This window comes from Gluconobacter thailandicus F149-1 = NBRC 100600, from assembly GCF_000964465.1.
GTDB classification, from domain to species: Bacteria; Pseudomonadota; Alphaproteobacteria; order Acetobacterales; family Acetobacteraceae; genus Gluconobacter; species Gluconobacter thailandicus.
This window is the reverse complement of record NZ_BANH01000021.1, coordinates 76,173-92,526: the sequence shown is the minus strand read 5'-3', so window position 1 is coordinate 92,526 and position 16,354 is coordinate 76,173. Positions and strand designations below refer to the sequence as shown.

The window sequence follows — 16,354 nt, the reverse complement described above, 5'->3', positions numbered from 1 at the left end:
ACGACGCAAACAATGACCCTTCGCCCGCTCAATAATCTCATTACAGACGTACCTGGCATACACGTCGGCAATGTCCAGAACCTTGACCAGAGAACGGGTGTGACTGCCATACTCTTCGATCAGCCAGCGATTGCATCCGGGAGTTTTCTGGGGGGAGCACCAGCATTGAGGGAGAATGCGTTGCTGGAACCGGAAATGATTGTGAGTGGCATTGATGCAATCGTTCTGTCAGGCGGCTCCACCTACGGTCTCGATGCGACTTCGGGCGTGCAGGCATGGTTGCGGGAACAGGCCGCACATTTGCCGACACCCGAAAAACAGGTCCGCGTCCCCATCGTTGTTCAGGCAAGCCTTTTTGATCTTGTGAATGGCGGCGACAAAGACTGGGGCCGGTACTCCCCCTATGCAGAACTGGGCTATCAGGCCGCTCAAGCCGCGCAAGGTGGCCAGTTTGCGCTCGGTACTACCGGGGCCGGAACCGGGGCGACCACCACGCCTCTGAGAGGGGGGCTGGGGTCTGCGAGCACAATCACGCCGTCAGGTCATACTGTTGCTGCTCTAATGGTTGTCAATGCCGTCGGAACAGCAACAATTGGCGACGGACCACATTTCTGGAGCGCTCCTTTTGAACAGGGTGATGAATTCGGCGGCTTGGGTTTTCCGTCACGGCTGACAGAGAGCGATCTTCGTCTGCGTATGAAGCCGAATTATGTGGCAGGTACGACGATCGGTGTCATCGCTACCGATGCGATTTTGACAAAAGCTGAGGCAAAGCGTCTTGCCATTCTGGCTCAGGATGGGGTCGCACGTGGTGTATTTCCGGCCCATCTGCCACAGGACGGCGATGCGGTCTTCGGTGTCTCAACGGGGGGCGCGCCAGCCCCGGCTTCTGTGGAAATATGGACGGAAATCCTGCACGCAGCGACGCAGGTCACGGCTCGTGCCATTGCTCGCGGCGTTTATGAAGCCTCGCCCTTGCCGGGAGAGCCATTTCTTCCGACATGGAAGGAACGTTTTGCCACAAAACAGGGAAATGCGGATCATGGCTGATATTTTTTCCGCAGCTACGGATTTTTTTCGTGTTCCCGGACGTCGACTGGCCCTGTCTGTGCTTGAGAAGGGCAGCGACACGACGCTGTTTTTCGTTCACGGGTTAGGCGGAAACCGACAGCAATGGCGTTTCCAATGGGAACGTTTTTCTCAGGAAAACGTCAATCTTGTCGCATGGGATGCTTACGGTCATGGCGACAGTGCGCGCTCCCAGCATGAGCAGGCCTTTCTGAGCTCTTATGCCGTCCAGGATCTTGCTTCGATACTGAAAGCTCATCCTTCATCAAAGCGCATCCTCGTCGCACACTCATTCGGATGCCGCGTAACCCTGGAATGGATTGCGGGTCTGCTACAAGCTGAGCAGATTATTCCTGTCGATGAACTCATCCTTCTCGGGCCTGCGTCTCTTGCTCCCTCTCTCAAAGGGCCGATGTTCGGCAACTGGATGGACCGACTGCCATTCTGGCTGGCATCCTTTGCGCGACCCTTCCTGCAAAAGCGCTTTGAAGCTCTGGCGTGGGCCCCAGGCGTTGATCCGACCATCTTGAAGACTGAACGTAAGGCTACAAAGCGTAATAGCCTCTTCATGATTAATGCTATCCGTTCAGGAGCACAGCCCGTCGACACCAGGATTTTGCGACAGTTTGGCAGACCGGTTCATATTCTGGCCGGGCAGGAAGACGGTATTGTTCCACTCGTAGAAATACAGAAAATTCATGCACTTATTCCGCAAAGCTCTCTCGAGGTCCTTGCCAATTGCGGACATCAGATCATGCTGGAGCAGCCTGCAATTGTGAACCGCTTTATTGAAAGCGCCCTACAGCGTCTTTCCTTTGAGCAGGATACGCGCCCATGAGTCAGGATGTTCTTGGTAACAAAGTTTCCACCACAAACGAGAAGACGCTGCACGGGATCAATGCCTTCATCCTGGGCTATCTCGGCTATGATCTCAGGCTGGTGGAAATCCTTGGCATCGCGGATCAATCCGACGATTGTCTGGCCAATACTTATGCCGGGCTTCTGTGGATGCTGTCTGAAACAGGTGATATTCCTGCGGACGCGCTTCGTTATCGAGACCGGGCAAAGGTCTCATGTGATCAGGCACTCCCTCGTGAAAAACTGCTGTTCGCTGTGTTGGAAGCGTCCATCGCGGAAGAGCCGGACCGTATTATTGAACTGACGGATACCATCCTGTCTCAGTGGCCTCGTGATCTGGTAACGCTGAAACTCCGGCAGTATCATGATTTTATCCGGGGTCGCTTCACGGATATGTTGGCTGTCGCCCAGAACAGCGAGAAGGCGGCCGGAGATGTGGCTGCGCTGCATGGAATGCTCGCCTTCGGTTTCGAGCAGTGTCATGACCTGGACGCGGCTGAACGCTCTGCAAAACGCGCCCTTGAGATGGACCCATCCGAGCCATGGGCACAACACGCTCTGGCGCATGTCTTTTTGACACAGGGACGAATTGAGGAAGGCATTGAGTTCCTTGAAGCGCAGTCAGCAGGTTGGAAACACCTGACGTCATTCATGTACACGCATCTCTGGTGGCATCTCGCTCTGTTTTATCTGGCTCAGAAGCGGAAAACAGACGCGCTCAAGATCTATGATGAGCACTGCTGGAGCAGAGAACGCAGTTTTTCACAGGATCAGGTGGGGGCTGTGTCCCTGCTCGTGAGGCTTGAACTTGCAGGAGCCGATGTGGGCCAGCGTTGGATAGATCTCGCAGAATGGCTTGCTCCGCGGCAGAACGATGTCAGCCAGCCCTTCCTGAGTTTGCAGTATCTGTATGGCTTGTTGAAAGCTGGCAGACCGGAGGGAGAGCATCTGCTCCAGCGCATTGAAAATCTTTCAGGCAGGGACCTTCCTGATCAGCGAGCCTGGGATCTCGTCGGCATTCCGGTGGCGCGCGGTTTGAAGGCATACCTGGCCAATGATCCGGTCACTGCTGAGGGATATTTCAAAACTGCGATCCCTCACCTTCAGGATATAGGTGGGAGCCATGCCCAACGTGATCTGTTCATGCAGATCGGGAAGGATATCACGCGCCAGTTAAGTCGGCTTTCAGACTGAAATCCCGGACTTGATTTTGGCCGTCAGCTCTAGCGAGCGGCACCGGCTGTCATGGTCATGAACAGGTACGGCGATCATGAGTTCATCAGGCCTATGACGAACAGCAAAGGACTGGATCTGCTCGGAGACAGTCTCCTTTGAGCCCGCAAATGTGTAAGATAATGTCTGCTCCAGCATGATCTGCTCTTCGGCAGACCAAAGAGACAGTATGTTGCTGACTGGTGGCGGAAACGCAATCGGCCGTCCGCGCCTGAGCGCCATGAAGTATTGATAAAGCGACGTTGCAAGGCGCTTTCCCTCAGCCTCCTCGTCTGCGGCAATGACATTCACTGTCAGCATTACATGCGGTTTGGCACATCGTTCTGACGGCTCGAAACGTGAGCGATAGAGGGCAATGGCTTCTTCCATCTGTGCCGGGGCAAAGTGGGAAGCAAACGCATATGGAAGCCCCAGTTGGGCGGCCAGAACGGCGGAAAACAGAGACGAGCCCAAAATCCAGACCGGCACGCGAAGCCCGGCACCCGGCACGGCTCGGATAAGATGAGTATCTTCTTCAGAGGATGGCTCGAAATAATGAAGCAGTTCCACAACGTCTTCAGGAAAACGGTCAGGCGCAGCAGGATCACGGCGGAGCGCACGAGCCGTTCTCTGATCTGCTCCGGGTGCGCGGCCCAGACCGAGATCTATCCGGCCGGGAAACAGCGTTTCCAGCGTTCCGAACTGCTCGGCAATCACCAGTGGTGAATGGTTGGGAAGCATAATCCCGCCCGACCCTACCCTGATACGGGTCGTTGCCCCTGCGATCTGCCCGATCAGAACAGCCGTGGCAGCAGACGCAATTCCCGGCATCGCATGATGCTCGGCCAGCCAGTATCGGTGAAAGCCAAGACTTTCAGCCCGTTTTGCAAAATCAATTGAATGGCGGAACGCCTCACGTGGACCAGAACCCCGGGTAATAATCGACAGATCAAGAACAGAAAATGGGATCATGGTCTTTGTCCTTGAAAGCTATGGCGCCGAAGCAGTGAAAATAGCATGGAACAACCAAGACTACGGCATAGTGCCCCTTTCGCCAGAATCCTGACGCCGTGTGATCGCATACGTTGCGTTCAACATCCTGTCATCACCAGGGTTTCTCGAATGACGAGACAAATGGGAAAAATGCAGGAAGAGTTTGAGGAAACTCGGCTCTCCATATTTCCTATTTTCCATTTTTCCGTAATGGCGAACCCCGTGTTCAGACGTCTACTGCGTTCATGACGCAGACTTTACAGCAAAATTTTCAGGGATCGGGCGTATGGGTCTGTGGGTGATGCCGGCAATGTTCGGGAGACCTGATTTCGCTGTTTTTTACTCTCGTTTCCGAACCTCTTTCTCGTTCTGACAGGGCTGCGTTCCATATGACAACAACCTTTGCCATTCTGCTGGCGACAGCCGCAATCATTGCCGTGGTTGTCCTTATTGCACGTTTTCGTCTGAATCCCTTTATCGTTCTCTTTAGCGTTTCACTCCTCCTCGCTTTATGTGCCGGAATGCCTCCCAATCAGGTTGTGGCGTCTTTCGAAGCTGGCGCAGGGCATGTGCTGGGACATGTGGGAACGATCATCGCTTTGGGCACCATGCTTGGAAAAATGCTTGCGGAATCTGGCGGTGCGGACCGGATTGCCCTGACCATTTCTGAACGGGCCGGACGGCAGAGGATTGACTGGGCCATGATGGTGATCGGCCTGCTGGTCGGTTTACCGGTCTTTTTCGAAGTCGGGGTCGTGCTGCTGTTCCCGTTGGCATTCGTGCTTGCCGCGCGGACAGACACATCCATCCTTCGGGTGGCACTCCCGATGGGAGCAGCGCTATCTGTCACGCATGCGATGATCCCGCCTCACCCCGCGACACTCCTGGCGCTGTCCGCCTATCATGCGAACACAGGAACAACGATTTTCTGGGGTGTTCTTCTGGGAACGCCGATCGCTGCTATTGCTGGCCCACTTTTTGCGCGTTTCATCAGCCCACGCGTTCCCATCACTGAGACGAATGCGCTGGCAGCTCAGTTCGTCAGCCGTGAAATTCCTGCTGATCTGCCGGGCTTCACCATCACGGTTCTCACCATCACCTGCCCGGTCATCCTCATGCTGATCGGATCAGCGGCAGATCTTTTCACGACGCCAAAGAGCATGCTCAACACACTCCTGCACTTCATTGGCAACACCGACATCGCACTGCTTCTGGCAACGGTCATGTCCTTCTATGTGCTGGGGCTGGCACGTGGCTTTTCCCGCGAGACGATCCTGCGCTTCACGAATGAATGCCTTGCTCCAACAGCGCTTATCATGCTGCTGGTGGGTGCGGGCGGTGGTTTTGGGCGTGAACTGATCGACAGCGGTGTATCCAAAGCCATTACAGATGCCGCCGTCAGTGCGCATGTGCCACTTCTGATTCTGGCATGGCTTCTGGCAGCGATCGTCCGTGTGGCCTGTGGTTCCTCCACTGTCGCCATGAGTACGGCTTCTGGCATTGCCGGGCCAATTCTCGCTCACTCGCAGGGTGTGTCGCCTGAACTGATGGTCATCGCCACGGGGGCAGGTTCCGTCGCTTTTGGTCCCATGAACGATGCCGGTTTCTGGCAGATGAAGGAATATCTTGGTCTGACCGTCCCTCAGACGATCAAGACATGGTCTGTTCTGGAAACGATCATTGCTGTTCTGGGGCTGACATTCTGCCTCGGTGCATCACTGATCATCTGACAGCGGCTCTAATGAGCATAGACAGGGAAAAGATTTTGCAATGAGTACCTCTCTTTTTGATCTGACCGGCCGCCGTGCCCTTATCACCGGCTCGTCTCAGGGCATTGGTTTCAGTCTCGCGCAAGGCCTTCAGGCAGCCGGAGCCGACATCGTTCTCAGTGGTCGTGATCCAGAAAAACTCAGTATTGCGGCTGAGAAACTGGGTGGGGTGAAAACGCTGCTTTTTGACGTCACGGATCATGCTGGGGTCAAAGCTGCGATTGATCGCTTTGAAGCTGAAACAGGCCCGATCGATATTCTTGTCAACAATGCTGGAATGCAGCATCGGGCGCCGCTGGAAGATTTTCCGCCGGAAATGTTTCAGAAGGTTCTCCAGACAAATCTGACCTCCATCTTCAATGTTGGGCAGGCAGTCGCAAAACATATGCTCGGCCGAAAGAGTGGCAAGATCATCAATATCGCGAGCGTGCAGACAGTCCTCGCCCGCCCGAACATCTCGCCGTACACCGCGACCAAAGGGGCGGTTGGTAATCTGACAAAGGGCATGGCCACGGAATGGGCAAGGCACGGTCTGCAATGCAACGCGATTGCGCCAGGGTATTTCGATACTCCTTTGAATGCAGCCTTGGTCAAAGACGCTGACTTCTCACAATGGCTGGAAAAGCGGACGCCTGCCGGGCGATGGGGACAATTGGACGAGCTGACCGGAGCTTGTATCTTTCTGGCGTCGCAGGCTTCGTCCTTCGTAAACGGCCACGTTCTGTATGTGGATGGCGGGATTACGGTCTCTCTTTGAGGACCATTACCGGCGCAGTAGCAGAACCAGCAAAAATGCTGCGCCGATTGCTGAAATAACAATTCCAACTGGCAGTTCCTGAGACGGCAGCACGCAGCGGCTAAGGATATCTGCCATGACCGTTAGCATACCTCCGGCGACAATGGCTGGCATGAAGTTCCTTTTCAGGGAGCTTCCCCAGACTGGGCGGACAAGATGTGGCACAATCAGGCCTACGAAACCGATCGGGCCACAAAGGGCGACGGTCATGGCACAGCCAAAGGCACAAAGTGCAAGAACGCATAGCCTGAGTTTCTGAATATTGATGCCTAGGGACGCAGCCGTTTCTTCGCCGGCCATCAGGGCATCGAGCTCTCGTCGGTAGGTATGACCGCACAAAACGACGGGCAGAAAGCCAAGACCGACGATTGGCAACGCTGACCAGGAGGCTCCTGAGAAACTTCCCATTGTCCAGAATAGTACGGATTGCGCTGTATTTCGGTCGCCCCAGAAAATCAGGAGGTTCGTCAGCGTTGAAAAGAAAAATGAGACTGCCAGCCCTGACAGCAGTACACGCTCGGTTGACACACCAAGGTTTTTCTTCCTTCTGAACACAATCAGCAGAAGCAGTGCACCTGTGGCAAACAAGCCTCCCACTGAGGCGCCGACAGCAGCCGTCCAGATGCCAAGCAGGTCACCGCATAAAACGATGACTGCGACAGCTCCCGTCGCAGCCCCGGAAGACAGACCGAAAAGAAAAGGGTCTGCCAGAGGATTTCGGGTCGCAGCCTGAAGAAGCGCGCCCGCTCCAGCCAGAGTGGCCCCCGTCAGGAATGCAAGGAAAAATCTGGGTATTCGCAGGGACCAGATAATGCGAGCGGCAATATCATGACTGTGCGGGCCAGCCCAGAAACCTGCGTTCAATGCGCCCCAGGACATGGAAGCGCTGCCCAGCACAGTTTCGAGGATACCCAGCCCCACGACCATGAGGATGGCAGCACAAACACTAATCTGTTGGATCACGGGGCGGTCTCTGCATGCAGAAACACTGACATTTTTTCGATTGCATCAATGTTGGCCGGAGACGGTGTCATCTCATCATAGCGCACAGCCAGAACCCGATTGGCTTTCAGAGCTGCATTCTCCATCAGAAGAGGATTGTTTTGCAGAAACTTCAAGCTATCCGCGATACCGTTGCCGTAATCCACGATGAGAATAGCTTCAGGGTCTCTGACCGCTGCACTCTCCCACGATGACGACCCCCAGTTTGTCTGCAGATCATCAAAAATATTCTGTCCTCCACTCAGACGGATCAACTCCGTCGCGAGAGCATATTTTCCGGCAGTAAAGGGACGATCCCGGCCGCTATCATAGAGGAACACACGCACAGGGTGATGCCCCGCAAGCCGTCTTTGAACAACCTGAACACGGCTTTTCCAGCCGCTTATCAAGTGCTGAGCTTCTACGCTACGGTCAAAGGCCTGTCCCAGACTCTCTTCATCTTTATAAAGTAACTCCAGACTGGGAATTGCAGAGGCCTGCCCTACCCTCATGCAGCTTTCGGAGAGGACGAGGGTTGGAATGCCCTGTGCGGCCAGCGTCTCTGGCGTGACGTCTCCTCCGACATGCATTCCGTAGTTCCAGCCTGCAAAGAAGAAATCCGTTCCAGCATTCAGAAGCTGCTCAAGTGTCGGATAATGTGTGGCGATTTCCGGAAGGGAGCCAAGCTCTTTCTGAAATGCGGGCGTGCGCTTGTTCCAGCCAGAAATGCCTGTCACACCTGCCATGAAAGGCTGCAAATGAAGCGCAAAGGCCATTTCTGCCATGTTGACGTCATGAATGATAGCATGGGTTGGCCTGTGGGTGATCGTCACAGACTTGCCGCAACTCTGGATTGTTATTGGATAGGAAAAGGCGTTCTGGATGCTCAAAATGGCACCCAGAACAATAACCCATAAGGAATTCTTCACGACGTTTCTGGTCTGAACAGGAGCGACGCATGACCGTCGTCGAGCGTAATTTGATGCACCTTCAACCTGAACGTCTCTTCAAACATTGTCGAAAACAGAACCTGCTGGGACAGTCCATCCATAGTCAGATGGCCATCGCTCAAAAGAACCGTTCTGGCTGCAAAGTCAGGAACAAGTGAGAGATCATGCAGGACAGCCAGAATAGTTATGGGAAGTGTTCGCAACAGGGCCAGAAGCTCTGATCTTGCTGCGAGGTCAAGGTGATTTGTAGGTTCATCCAGCAACAGGATACGGGGCGTCTGAGCCAGACAGCGCGCCAGCATGACACGCTGGCGCTCCCCGCCTGAGAGGCTTCCCATAACCCGTGTTATCAACGAACCCACACCACAATGTTTGACGGCACTTCGTATTGCCGCCTTATCCTCAGCAGGTGTGGCCATTTCCTGGAACGGGAGACGCCCAAGCGCAATGTAATCGGAGACCAGAAACTCACAGGCTACGTCATCGCTCTGCGATAACCATGCAACCTGCCGGGCGATCTCACGCCGCGAAAAGCTTTTTAATGGTTTTCCGGCAAGTGTAACCTGCCCATGAGAGGGTGTCAGCAAGCCTGCCAGAAGTTTCAGAAAGGTGCTTTTTCCAGCTCCGTTTGGTCCGATAACAGCAATATGCTCGCCAGCCCTGACGGACAGATCCGCCAGAGCCAGCGCGCCGTCATACCCCAATCCTTCTGCCCGTAATATGACGTCAGGCACTGTCAGAAACCGGCTTGGAGGCTGATTGAGAAGGAGCGCGGTGCGCCCAGCATTACTTCACTTGGATAGCTGGTATCAGCCCACTGGATGAAGTGCTTGTTACCCACATTGTCGATCCGGCCATACACTGTGACACCGCGATAGGCATGCCAGGCAGCGAAAAGATTGACCAGAGTATAATCTTTCAAACTCAGTATGTTAGAATAGTCTCCTTTACGGGCTGAGACATAGCGCATCCCCGCACCCAGATCGACAGGCAAGTCAGCAACGCGGGACCAGACGCCCCAGAGATTGGCTGTCACCGCAGGGACGTTCGGCACTTCGTTACCTGAGGCATTAACCGTCGCCGACGGGTAAAAAGACCCATACCGGGACCATGTATATGCGACGTTCCCGGAGAGGCTCCAGTGCTTACCGAGCGTCAGATCACCCTGCCATTCGACCCCGCGCGACTTCTGCACCCCCGCCGTGGCAACGGTATCAACCCCGGTCGCCACAAGAACCCGCGTTCGTCGGATATCGTAGAGGGACAACGTTGACGTGAGATGTCCTTTCCAGAACGACCCTTTGGCCCCGATCTCACCCTGTCGAGAGCGGCTCAACTGGCTGAACTGGCCCTTGTTAACGAGGAAAATGTTGGAACCTGGCGGGTCTTCGGCAGTCGTGTAAACGCCGTAGAGGCTGATGTTATCCGTCAGGTCGTAAACCGGGCCAATCCGGAAATTGGCTGGATGATAGGTCCCCTTGAAGCTTGTCTCTGCGTTGAAGGTCCCGTTCTGTCTATAGTTCTGCCGATCCAGTTTCAGCCAGTCATACCGGAAGCCCCCGACAACTCGAAGGTTATCGCGGATCGTGAGAACGTCTTCCATGAAAATGCCAGCATCAACCATCGTCGTGGGTGATTTGGTGTAGGGATACTCGCCAGTGAAGCTGCCTGTAGACGTCCGTTCCGGATCAGCCAGTGAGACACTGTCCGCATAATCGGCGCTGGGAAACCCGCGGTTTCGGATCAGCCGCACGTAATAGGCATCCCCACCAACAACGAGGCGATTTTTCATCCCGAACACACGAAAATCGAACTGCCCGTCCAGGGTGTCTCCAACCTGATGCTGGTTCATGTAAACATAGAACCGGTCACGACCTACACGCCCCGGAGCGATTGTATTTCCAGAGGCATCTGTCTGACCCGGGGTATTGATATAGCTGTAGGATTCAGCATTGTTCCAGCTACGATTGGCATATACGGCGTAGGTCTTGTTATGAAAAGCTGTATTTACAGTAGGTTGCCACGTTAAATGCAGTGTGGGTGTTACGTTGACTGAGCCTGCTTTGGCATCCTTGGCGTTGTAATATCGCCATAATGAAGACCGACTGATCCCAAGCCCCTTGGATGAAGATAGCAGCCCACCGACCCTATCCTGCATCTGAGACAAAGGGACAAGAGGCGTTCCGTAATAGGTTGAAAGCCGATCCGTCAGGTAATCCACGCCAAGGCGGGCTGTGAATTTGCTGGACGGGTGCCAGAGCAGCGTTGTTGTAAAGTCGTTACTATGCGGATCAGCCCCCGCCACGTATCCATCTGAAGACGTTCGGCTGAAATCACTGCGGATCGCCAGCGTATCGTTAATCGGGATAGAGCCCCCAACGCCTGCATTCCATGTATTGAAGCTGCCATAGGACACAAGCGCGTTAGCATGGGGGGCGTCGAACGCAGGATCGCGTGTGCGCATATCCACGGTGCCACCCACGGCGCCCTGTCCATACAGAACTGATGACGGGCCCTTGAGAACCTGAACGCTTTCCAGATTGAAGCTGTTGAGTGGTCGGTTCACCATCGTGGTTGGGCCGTAATAGATCCCGTCCCGAAGGATCAGAACCTGATTTCCACTAAATCCGCGCATCATCATCTGAGCCGGGCTTCCGGGAGAGCCGCCTGATGAAACGCCGGGAGCACTATCGGCTGCCTCTTCAGCGTGAGCATAGCCCCGCTGTTCCATGACACTCCGCTGGATCACGTTGATGGTCGCGGGATTATGCTGGACTGTCAGCCCAAGTCGGCCGCCAATCACCGCCGTGTCCTTGAGAGACTGCAACCGACCATGTGCGGTGATATGCTCTTCTCTTGCTTTCGTTTCGGCCTTCCGAATGTCTTCCGTCTGGGCAAATGCCGGTTGGAACACAGTGAGTGCCGCAACAGGCAGAACACCGACAAAACTCTTTTTCCTCATGGATAACGCAAACTTCACTCAACAATGCGTCACTACGATGAGTGAGAGAAAGAGCCTCCCACTGCGTCCGGTGCACCCCGCCCTTTCGCCTCGTCTGTAACCATTTTCGATGGCAGGTCTCCTGGCTCGCGGATCAATGACAGGTCACGAACCTTCCCAAAGCAGGTGCTTCAGTGGTCGGGCATAAAAGCCTCTATGTGACACGTCTCACCACTTACAGTTGCGGGGGCAGCCACAGCATTTCACTGCGTTCCCTTTTCATCCCCTCTCGGGGAACCATCCGTGAGCAAAGGACATAACCGAAACTCCAGAACAGTCAAACATATATGTTATAACATAACAATATTTTTCTTGGTTTCGAATAGCAACATTCCGGTTAACTAACAGTTCCAGATGCGCTAATACGACACCCGCGCCAACGATTCCCCTACAGGGTATATATATCAAAGGTTTTCTGTCGTTTCTGACTTCGCAGGAAACCCTTGGAAAATCCTATCGTTTCGTTTTAACATTGAAAAAATATTTAGTTTTGATATTGCAGTTTCTGAAAGTGCGTATCAATCTCAAAAAAGTTTCGGAAGCATATATAACTTTTCCGCGAACTTTCATTCTCGCTGAAGGTGGTCAGACCATTCCATGAAATCTGTGTTGTCGGGCTCGTCCCCCCGGAAGAAGCTTTATCCTGCGGTATTTACGGCTATTCTGCTGTCCGGGTCATGGACGGGCGCATTTGCCGCTACGACTGACGAGACGGCGGCGTCTGAAGATGGACGGAAAAAGGCGCTCCCTGCATCGCGTTCCAATTCCAAGCATCAGGATGACAACCAGACTCCCAGCAGCATAGAGCAGCTTCTTGTTGAAGGTCATCATCGGAACGCCTCAACGGACGGTACCGGCACCTATACCGTCTCGGCTGTCTCTACGACCAAGATGCTTCTCAAGCCGATGGATGTTCCCCAATCCATCTCGGTTCTCAGTAGCCAGCAGATGAAGGACCAGAACCTCAACACCGTCGATGCCGCCCTGAAACAGGTCGCTGGCGTTAACGTCAATCTGTACGGTGATGGAAGCGCCGGTTACAGCGCGAGAGGTTTTAGCCTGCAGGCACAGTATGACGGTATTCCGGCCATGACTGGCCTGACGTTCAGCCAGCAGTACGATCTGGCCATTTACGATCGTATTGAAGTCCTCCGCGGGCCGGACGGAATGCTTCAGGGCTCAAGCGCACCGGGCGGCAGTGTCAATTTTGTACACAAGCGTCCGACAGACGAGTTCCAGGGCAATGCCTCGTTTTCAGCGGGTTCGTGGAACAACTATCATGCCACTGTTGATGTTGGCGGCCCGATTGCGCACTCCAAAATCGTCTCCGCCCGGCTCGTGGTTGCCGGAACAGACCGTAACCAGTTCTACAACACAGCCTACGACCGCCGTTGGACAATCTATGGCGTGACGGACGTTCACCTGACGCATCATGACACCCTTACCGTATCCGTCACATCCCAGACCAACGACACCACACGCTATCTTGGTCTGCCAAGAGCCAGTAACGGCGCGGATCTGAAACTACCTACCAGTACCTTCATCGGTGCCAACTGGAACAAGGTCGAAGTTCCAATGACGGAAGTCGTCGCCCAGCTTGAGCACATGTTTTCCCATGGTTGGCGCGGACGTGTTAGTTTCCGGCATCGCACGGCGGATACGACCCTCCAGTACGCCTATCTCAATGCGTATAACGCCAACGCAAAAACCGGAAATTTCGTGGCAGCCAACACTCGTACCAACGAGTCTGATGATGGCCTGGATGCCTATGTCACCGGGCCTCTTCATCTTTTCGGGCAGAAACATGTCTTGATGATGGGCGCCAATTACAACCGCTACGTCTATGAAGGGGGGGGAGCCAGCGTTAACTCCCGGACCGTCACAACACTGGCCGGGATTCCCATCAATTCTCCAGGCTCCGTGCCCTCTCTGGCGCTACCCACCATTACTAACCGCTACTGGGAGCCCTCGACACAATGGGGCGTTTACGGGCAGGCGCAGATCAAGCCGGTCTCAAGCTTTGCTCTCCTGCTCGGTGGTCGTGTCAGTGGTTATGTCAGCAAAACGCGCCGTATCTCCCCGTATGTCGGTTCAACAAGCACGGACATTGACCAGAATGGAATCCTCATTCCCTATATTGGCGGGGTCCTGCATTTGCGGCCGAACGTCACGGCTTATGTGAGTTATGTAACCACGTTCTCGCCGCAGTCCGCCTTTGATACGACTGGCCGTCTCCCGCCCGAACGTGGGAACCAGCTTGAAGGCGGAATCAAAGGCGAATTCTTTCATGAACACCTGGGCATGACACTGTCGGGGTACAGGATCATCCGCAAGAACGAAGCGCTTTATAACAACACGCTTGATGCCATCTGTGGCCCTGGCAACGTGAGCGACTGTTATATTGCCGCTGGCAAGACCCGCAGTCAGGGTGCGGAAGCCGAACTGATTGGGCGGCCACTGGAAGGCTGGGATATCAATGCCAGCTATACGTTCAACGACAATCGGATCGTCAATAACGGGAATGCCGCACAATCCGGCCTGACATATGCCGGAAACTCGCCAAAGCATCTGTGGAAGCTCTGGACGCATTACCGCTTTGAGCCTTATCGCGGCGCGCAGAAGAATATCTGGAGCATCGGAGGTGGTCTGAATGCCCAGACCAGTACTTTCGGAACTAATCGCACCGTGACGCAGGGCGGTTATATCATCGGGTCCGTCCAGGCCAGTTACCAGTGGAACAAATACCTCTCCCTTTCCGCAACCCTGAACAATATTGCCAATACGCGCTACTATCAGCGCCTCGGCAACCTCAATTATTACAACTACTACGGCGAACCCAGAAACTTCATGTTCACACTCAGATCCAACTTCTGATGTGAGTTTCAGGCTGCTTTGCAGGCTGGCTCGAATATGACGTGGCTCAATGGATAGGGAGCCACCATGTTCAGCGCCTGCGGAGCAGTTTTCTCCGTATGCGTATCTGGACCTGTGGTGCCAGGGTCGGTTTGTCTGGACCAGAGCAACAGCATGATAAGGCCAGCAAGAACGATAACGATCGTCAGAAGAACCCGGCGTTTTGCCATGATCTGTCTCCAAGCAGTGCTAAAAGTACGAAAAGTGTGCGGCTACTTGCTAGAAACAGAAAACCGACAGGCCTGAAGGGTTTCCTTCACACAGAAGGAAATAACCTCGCTAGCACCAGAACGGCACACTTTTCGAAAAAGCTTTCCACTTCTTGGGCAACTTCTTCAGGATTTTCTTTTTCGCGTGATGTGCGGCGTCCAGGATCGCTTGCCCCTGCCCTTCAAGATCGGGAGCATCTTTCATAGCCTGCTCGACAAGTCTTTCGGCCATCGTAAAATCATTGAACTGCCCGAAAACCTCCTGAAGATCCTTGCAATGCTTTATGTAGGCAGTCAGCCGCTTTCCTGAATAAATCCCTACGACATTGTCCACGCTGTATCGTAGCCCTTTCAGTGCTTTACGAACGTCATGAAGATGCTCGTCCGAAAGTCGGGAAATGTGCGCCCCTCGATGCTGAACCTTCCGTGCCATTCGATCCAGAAATTCCGGCGCGTGGTCTTCAAGCAACGAGGAAGAAACATCTGCACCAAAGAGATCATCAGTCTTTTCAGCACTGGCCCCAAGCGACAGAATTGCGGCAGTGACGGACGGGTCTGTGAGGCGCTGGTGCATCTCCGTCCGTGCTTCAAGGCTCCTGTTTTCGGCAAATATTTTGAAAGGTTCTGCAACTGCCGGCTCAAGAAAATTCGGAAGAATTTCTGTTACAAAAACATCCCAATCCCTGACCTCTCCAAGACTACGTCCAAGTTTCTGAAACGTCACGGCCTCTTTTAGAAAAGCTTTTTTGGGTAAAAGCAGGCGGAAGAATCTTAGAACAGTCCGCAAACGACGGATCGCCATGCGAATTTGATGCACGCTCTCAACATCACCGCGCTCGGTTAATGCCTGATGAAGCAGAAGCGATGTCAGGGCGGATCTTACCAACAGGGTCCATGCCATTCCAACCGTGACATTCTCGGTGGATAACCTGGCTTTGGTTATAGAAAGTGGAAGGTGCCGTGCATTTGCCAGTCTGGTGCCCTGCATTGGAATACTTTCCCCCGTCAGCCAGACTGGAAGATCTGCGAGAGTTTTTGCCATTTCATACAGGGAAGCCACTTGGCCCTCTTTCAGCACGAAGTCCAGCATACAGACAGTTTCAGAATGCTTTCCCGCCTGCACAGACCCACGCGAAAGTGTGATCTGGATAATATTGTCGCCAGTACTCTGCTGTCCCTGTAGTTCCCAGAAATCCGACCGGCAAATCGGTAAAAGACCTGTTTCAAGGTCCACATCGACCAAAGGGGTATTGTTCAGTAAGTCTGGATCAGGGCGTAACCCCTTCCGGAACCAGATCCAGTATCCGGAGGACGAAGCGCCCGGCAGCCCCGTCCATAAAACGGGTTGTAGTTTCTGGACGGACTGGCGGCCATTACGTCCTGTGCACAAGGCGTAACCACGGAGAGACACGTCCGCCGACGGTGTGTCGTAAAAAGTCCAGATCCGATGCCGTGGCCTGACGTTTTTCAGACAAGGCGCAATTGCAGCATGGTGACGGATGGCTGGCCATGCCTCTGGCAGAAAACGGAATGTCAGGCGAACCGGCATAACATTTCGAATCATTCTTTTCTCCCGCCCCGGATAACCTTTAAGCCACCATGAA

13 protein-coding genes and 1 riboswitch are annotated in these 16,354 nt (G+C 54.0%); of the genes, 6 read left to right on the top strand and 7 right to left on the bottom strand.

The features are described from left to right. The first annotated feature begins 12 nt into the window (after nt 1-12). Genes B7444_RS07170 through B7444_RS07160 form a run of 3 tightly spaced genes read left to right on the top strand, consistent with a single transcriptional unit; the run spans nt 13 to nt 3,120 of the window. The gene (locus B7444_RS07170) at nt 13-1,050 is read left to right on the top strand and encodes a P1 family peptidase (RefSeq protein WP_007283378.1); all 1,038 of its coding nucleotides are present in this window, start codon (nt 13-15) and stop codon (nt 1,048-1,050) included. After that, a complete protein-coding gene (locus B7444_RS07165) occupies nt 1,043-1,906 on the top strand; it encodes an alpha/beta fold hydrolase (protein WP_007283377.1) in 864 nt (287 codons plus the stop codon). Before B7444_RS07170 ends, B7444_RS07165 begins: the two co-directional genes overlap by 8 nt. Then, nucleotides 1,903-3,120 carry a tetratricopeptide repeat protein gene (locus B7444_RS07160; protein ID WP_007283376.1) on the top strand — a complete coding sequence of 406 codons (1,218 nt, stop codon included), beginning with the start codon at nt 1,903-1,905 and terminating at the stop codon, nt 3,118-3,120. The genes B7444_RS07165 and B7444_RS07160 overlap by 4 nt, the downstream gene beginning before the upstream one ends. On the opposite strand, the gene B7444_RS07155 is transcribed toward B7444_RS07160, so the two are convergent. After that, on the bottom strand, nt 3,112-4,110 hold the full coding sequence (locus B7444_RS07155; RefSeq protein WP_007283375.1) for an LLM class flavin-dependent oxidoreductase: 999 nt from the start codon (nt 4,108-4,110) through the stop codon (nt 3,112-3,114). The genes B7444_RS07160 and B7444_RS07155 overlap by 9 nt on opposite strands. A 410-nt stretch (nt 4,111-4,520) precedes the next feature. Here B7444_RS07155 and B7444_RS07150 point away from each other — a divergent pair, with 410 nt between their 5' ends. Beyond that, complete coding sequence (locus tag B7444_RS07150; protein WP_007283374.1) at nt 4,521-5,861, top strand: GntT/GntP/DsdX family permease; 1,341 nt, start codon at nt 4,521-4,523, stop codon at nt 5,859-5,861. Nucleotides 5,862-5,901: 40 nt separating this feature from the next. After that, on the top strand, nt 5,902-6,657 hold the full coding sequence (locus B7444_RS07145; RefSeq protein ID WP_007283373.1) for an SDR family oxidoreductase: 756 nt from the start codon (nt 5,902-5,904) through the stop codon (nt 6,655-6,657). A gap of 6 nt (nt 6,658-6,663) precedes the next feature. Here the strand turns inward: B7444_RS07145 and B7444_RS07140 are convergent, their stop codons facing one another. The 4 genes from B7444_RS07140 to B7444_RS07125 are packed head-to-tail and all read right to left on the bottom strand — an operon-like array spanning nt 6,664 to nt 11,589. Then, nucleotides 6,664-7,659, bottom strand: a complete 996-nt coding sequence (locus tag B7444_RS07140) for a FecCD family ABC transporter permease (protein ID WP_231502957.1) — start codon at nt 7,657-7,659, stop codon at nt 6,664-6,666. Beyond that, nucleotides 7,656-8,606, bottom strand: a complete 951-nt coding sequence (locus tag B7444_RS07135) for an ABC transporter substrate-binding protein (protein WP_007283371.1) — start codon at nt 8,604-8,606, stop codon at nt 7,656-7,658. The genes B7444_RS07140 and B7444_RS07135 overlap by 4 nt, the downstream gene beginning before the upstream one ends. After that, a complete protein-coding gene (locus tag B7444_RS07130; RefSeq protein ID WP_007283370.1) occupies nt 8,603-9,361 on the bottom strand; it encodes an ABC transporter ATP-binding protein in 759 nt (252 codons plus the stop codon). The genes B7444_RS07135 and B7444_RS07130 overlap by 4 nt, the downstream gene beginning before the upstream one ends. Nucleotides 9,362-9,363: 2 nt before the next feature. Next, entirely contained in the window at nt 9,364-11,589 is a 2,226-nt protein-coding gene (locus tag B7444_RS07125) for a TonB-dependent receptor (protein WP_007283369.1), read from the bottom strand. A 94-nt stretch (nt 11,590-11,683) separates the two neighbouring features. Continuing rightward, a riboswitch (cobalamin riboswitch) is annotated at nt 11,684-11,885 on the bottom strand. 340 nt (nt 11,886-12,225) lie between these two features. On the opposite strand from B7444_RS07125, the gene B7444_RS07120 reads away from it, so the two are divergent. After that, nucleotides 12,226-14,502, top strand: coding sequence for a TonB-dependent siderophore receptor (locus tag B7444_RS07120; RefSeq protein ID WP_007283367.1), 2,277 nt, complete (start codon nt 12,226-12,228; stop codon nt 14,500-14,502). Nucleotides 14,503-14,510: 8 nt separating this feature from the next. Here the strand turns inward: B7444_RS07120 and B7444_RS07115 are convergent, their stop codons facing one another. After that, nucleotides 14,511-14,711 (bottom strand): hypothetical protein, encoded by a 201-nt coding sequence (locus B7444_RS07115; protein ID WP_007283366.1) that lies wholly within the window; start codon nt 14,709-14,711, stop codon nt 14,511-14,513. A 109-nt stretch (nt 14,712-14,820) separates the two neighbouring features. Further along, the gene (locus tag B7444_RS07110) at nt 14,821-16,314 is read right to left on the bottom strand and encodes a CHAD domain-containing protein (RefSeq protein WP_231502956.1); all 1,494 of its coding nucleotides are present in this window, start codon (nt 16,312-16,314) and stop codon (nt 14,821-14,823) included. Nucleotides 16,315-16,354: the final 40 nt, after the last annotated feature.

Bases quoted from the DNA above. Each gene is read 5' to 3' on its own strand.
- B7444_RS07170 (WP_007283378.1), top strand. From the start codon at position 13: ATGACCCTTCGCCCGCTCAATAATCTCATTACAGACGTACCTGGCATA.
- B7444_RS07165 (WP_007283377.1), top strand. From the start codon at position 1,043: ATGGCTGATATTTTTTCCGCAGCTACGGATTTTTTTCGTGTTCCCGGA.
- B7444_RS07160 (WP_007283376.1), top strand. From the start codon at position 1,903: ATGAGTCAGGATGTTCTTGGTAACAAAGTTTCCACCACAAACGAGAAG.
- B7444_RS07155 (WP_007283375.1), bottom strand. From the start codon at position 4,110: ATGATCCCATTTTCTGTTCTTGATCTGTCGATTATTACCCGGGGTTCT.
- B7444_RS07150 (WP_007283374.1), top strand. From the start codon at position 4,521: ATGACAACAACCTTTGCCATTCTGCTGGCGACAGCCGCAATCATTGCC.
- B7444_RS07145 (WP_007283373.1), top strand. From the start codon at position 5,902: ATGAGTACCTCTCTTTTTGATCTGACCGGCCGCCGTGCCCTTATCACC.
- B7444_RS07125 (WP_007283369.1), bottom strand. From the start codon at position 11,589: ATGAGGAAAAAGAGTTTTGTCGGTGTTCTGCCTGTTGCGGCACTCACT.
- B7444_RS07120 (WP_007283367.1), top strand. From the start codon at position 12,226: ATGAAATCTGTGTTGTCGGGCTCGTCCCCCCGGAAGAAGCTTTATCCT.
- B7444_RS07115 (WP_007283366.1), bottom strand. From the start codon at position 14,711: ATGGCAAAACGCCGGGTTCTTCTGACGATCGTTATCGTTCTTGCTGGC.
- B7444_RS07110 (WP_231502956.1), bottom strand. From the start codon at position 16,314: ATGATTCGAAATGTTATGCCGGTTCGCCTGACATTCCGTTTTCTGCCA.